Origin of the sequence: Nocardia sp. NPDC060220 (assembly GCF_042727815.1) — a bacterium.
GTDB lineage: Bacteria > Actinomycetota > Actinomycetes > Mycobacteriales > Mycobacteriaceae > Nocardia.
Genome location: NZ_JBHWZY010000743.1, coordinates 1 through 3,500, shown reverse-complemented (window position 1 = coordinate 3,500; position 3,500 = coordinate 1). Strand labels below are relative to the sequence as shown.

Below are 3,500 nucleotides of genomic sequence, written 5' to 3'. Positions count from 1 at the left end.
GTTGATGTCAGCGGCCGTCGCGATGCGCGAATCCGATCCCCGTGGCGCGGCCCGGATTCTGACCAAGGCCGTGCACACCGCCTGGTACCTCGGACCCGATGAGCTCGACGAGGTCGCCGATGTCCTGGCGACGCTGCGGCTGATGGAGGAAGACCCCGCGACGCCGATCGCGCGCTACCTGACCGGGTCGGTGACGGGTCAGCGGGTCGCCGACCTGCGGGACGCGGCGGCCGCCGCCCGGACCGGCGGGGCGGACAGTCCGGCCGACCTGGTGCAGCTGTGTGGCAGCGGTTTGGTCGTCGGGCAGGACGAGCAGGTCGAGGAACTGGCCGGCGAGTTGATCAGGGAATGCCGGGAGCAGGGGCGGATCGGGTTGCTGGCGCCGCTGCTGTTCTTCCGATCGGAGGGGTTGTTGTTCGGCGGGCGACCGAGGGAGAGCCGGATCGCGGCCGAGGAAGGGCTGCGGATCGCACAGGACAGCGGACAGGCGCAGTGGATCAGTCAGATCCACGCATTTCTCGCGTATCTCGCCGCGCTACAGGGTGATTCGGCAGCGTGTCGCGACCATGCCGAGCGTGCGGCGGCCGAGGAATTCGGCGGGCCGGGCGCGGTCGGTGCGTCGTGGGCGCACGCGGCCGTGGCACTGCTGGCCCTCGGCGAAGGCAGGCTGGAGCAGGCAAGGACCGAGCTCGCTCAGATGACGATCGAACCGGCGCGGCACCACGTCATCGGGCTGCGCACACTGCCGGATCAGATCGAGGTAGCGGTTCGGCTCGGCGCGACCGACCGCGCGACCGAGGCGCTGGATCGGCTCACCGCCTGGTCGCAGCGGACCGAGCAGGAGTGGATCGCGGCGCTGGCGGCCCGTGGCCGGGCGTTGCTGGCCGACGGCCCGGCGGCCGAACAGCATTTCGTGGCCGCGCTCGCCGCCAACCGGCCGTTCGACGAAGCCCGCACTCGGCTGCTCTACGGCGAGTGGCTACGCCGCGACAAGCGCAAGGTCGACGCGCGGACCCAGCTGGAACAGGCGACAGCGCTGTTCGATCGGCTCGGCGCGGCACCGTGGAGCGAACGCGCGCGCACCGAACTGGGCGCGCTCGGTGTCGGAACCGGTACGCGTGCGAGCGGCGGCCCGCTGAGCCTGCTCACCCCGCAGGAATCACAGATCGTGCGGCTGGCCGCGCAGGGATTGTCGAATCGGGAGATCGCGGCACGGCTGTTCCTGAGTCACCGCACCGTCGGCCATCACCTGTACAAGGCGTATCCGAAGCTGGGCGTGCTGTCGCGCGGTGAGTTGAGTTCGCTCGACCTGACGGAATGATCCGCCATCCGGGGTGCACGAACCTGGCCTGGTGCCCGAATCAGTGGCGCGACGCGGTGCGGGTGGCGCCGACGGTCCAGCGAACGGCGGCGACCGCGGCGGCCGCCAGCACCGCGACCTGCGGTGACCCGATGATCAGCAGCAGCAGCGCGGCGACCACGAGCGCGGCAACGAGCGCCTCGAGCTTGTAGACCGGCCAAGCACTACCCGCGATGTCGACGGTCGCGGATGCTGCCGATGAGGTGAGCACTGCCATGCAGACCAGGATAGGCGTACATCGAAGTTCGGTCCACCGAACTTGTTCGAGTGGCTCTATCGGGAACATCACAGGGCGATGGTTCGTTGTGCAGGTCATGCCACTCACAGGAGAGTACGCACCGAGCACTTCGGACTGGGCACGCGAACAGGCCGAGACCTACGAGAACTCCGGCGGCGCCGAGGGCACCTCGTTGCAGGGCAAGCCCGTCATCCTGCTCACCACCAAGGGCGCCAAGACCGGCAAGCTGCGCAAGACGCCGCTGATGCGGGTCGAGCACGACGGCGAGTACGCCGTCGTCGCGTCACTGGGCGGGGCGCCGAAGAATCCCGTCTGGTACCACAACATCAAGGCCGATCCGCACGTCGAACTGCGCGACGGCACCACCACCAAGGACTACACCGCCCGCGAGGTCGCCGGCGACGAGCGAGCGCAGTGGTGGGAGCGCGCGGTCGCCGTGTGGCCCGACTACGACGAGTACACGAAGAAGACCGATCGCGTGATCCCGGTCTTCGTCCTCACACCGCGCTGAACCGCAGGTCCGAGCCCATCCGCCGTGGTCGCCACGGCGGGTGGTTCCGCTCGCCGAGCGCGCGAACCGCCTCGGTAGCATTGTCCGGGTGTCCCCCATCGCTGACGTCGCCGAAGTGTCCGTAATCCGTCCGCCGCTCACCGCGGACGAGATCGACGCCGCCGCAAAGCGAATTTCCGACATCATCGAGCCGACTCCGCTGCAGTACAGCGCGCGGCTGTCGGCGAGCACCGGTGCGCAGGTGTACCTCAAGCGCGAAGACCTCACCGCGGTTCGCTCCTACAAGCTGCGCGGCGCCTACAACCTGATGGTGCAGCTCACCGCCGCCGAGCGCGCGGCCGGTGTGGTCACCGCCAGCGCGGGCAATCACGCGCAGGGCGTGGCGTTCGCCTGCCGGGCGATGGGTGTGCGCGGGCGCATCTATGTGCCGACCACCACCCCCAAGCAGAAGCGCGACCGCATCCGCGTGCACGGCGGCGAGTTCGTCGAGCTGATCGCCGTCGGCGAGACCTACGACGCCGCGGCGGCGGCCGCCGCCGACGATGTCGCCCGCACCGGCGCCACCATGGTGCCGCCGTTCGACGACCCGCGCACCGCCGCGGGTCAGGGCACCATCGCCGCGGAGTTCCTCGACCAGCTCGGCACGGCCCCCGACCTGGTGATCGTCCCGGTCGGCGGCGGCGGCTGTCTCGCCGGCATCGGCACCTACCTGCGCGAACGCGCACCGCACACCGGTCTGCTGGCCGTCGAACCCGCGGGCGCGGCCTCGCTGACCGCCGCGCTGGTCGCCGGCGCACCGGTGACGCTGCCCGAGATCGACCCGTTCGTCGACGGCGCCGCCGTGCGCCGCATCGGCGAACTGCCCTACCGGGCGGCGGCGTCGTTCGGCGGCCGGATGGTCTCGCATGCCTCGCTGCCCCTGCTCACCACACCCGGATCCTCCACCGGGACAGCGGCTTTCCGGGTGATGCTGGTCGACGAGGGCGCTATCTGCACCGCGATGCTCGACCTCTACCAGAGCGAAGGCATCATCGCCGAGCCCGCGGGCGCGCTGGCCACCGCGGCCTTGGCCGAGATCGACATCGCGCCCGACAGCACGGTCGTGGTGCTGGTCTCGGGTGGCAACAACGATGTGTCGCGCTACGGCGAGATCATCGAGCGCTCACTGGTGCACCGCGGTCTCAAGCACTACTTCCTGGTCGACTTCCCGCAGGAGCCCGGTGCGCTGCGCCGCTTCCTCGACGATGTCCTCGGCCCCGACGACGACATCACCATGTTCGAGTACGTCAAGCGCAACAACCGGGATACCGGGGCCGCACTGGTCGGCATCGAGCTCGGTGCCACCGACAATCTGGCGTCGTTGATGCACCGTATCGAGGAGTCCCCGATCC

4 protein-coding genes are annotated in these 3,500 nt (G+C 70.0%); 3 read left to right on the top strand and 1 reads right to left on the bottom strand.

Features of this window, described 5'->3' with window-relative positions; all coding sequences use genetic code 11:
* On the top strand, window positions 1-1,321 hold a 1,321-nt coding region (locus ACFWF3_RS28835), incomplete at its 5' end, for a LuxR C-terminal-related transcriptional regulator (protein WP_379316670.1).
* A 40-nt stretch (window positions 1,322-1,361) separates the two neighbouring features.
* Here the strand turns inward: ACFWF3_RS28835 and ACFWF3_RS28830 are convergent.
* Window positions 1,362-1,577: a hypothetical protein gene (locus tag ACFWF3_RS28830; RefSeq protein WP_379316668.1), complete on the bottom strand. Its 216-nt coding sequence runs from the start codon at window positions 1,575-1,577 to the stop codon at window positions 1,362-1,364.
* A 97-nt stretch (window positions 1,578-1,674) separates the two neighbouring features.
* Here ACFWF3_RS28830 and ACFWF3_RS28825 point away from each other — a divergent pair, with 97 nt between their 5' ends.
* Both ACFWF3_RS28825 and ilvA read left to right on the top strand, forming a co-directional pair.
* Complete coding sequence (locus ACFWF3_RS28825; RefSeq protein ID WP_379316666.1) at window positions 1,675-2,109, top strand: nitroreductase family deazaflavin-dependent oxidoreductase; 435 nt, start codon at window positions 1,675-1,677, stop codon at window positions 2,107-2,109.
* Window positions 2,110-2,197: 88 nt separating this feature from the next.
* On the top strand, window positions 2,198-3,500 hold a 1,303-nt coding region (ilvA, locus tag ACFWF3_RS28820), incomplete at its 3' end, for a threonine ammonia-lyase IlvA (protein ID WP_379316664.1).

Coding starts and splice junctions, on each gene's coding strand:
- ACFWF3_RS28825 (WP_379316666.1), top strand. CDS start 1,675: ATGCCACTCACAGGAGAGTACGCACCGAGCACTTCGGACTGGGCACGC.
- ACFWF3_RS28830 (WP_379316668.1), bottom strand. CDS start 1,577: ATGGCAGTGCTCACCTCATCGGCAGCATCCGCGACCGTCGACATCGCG.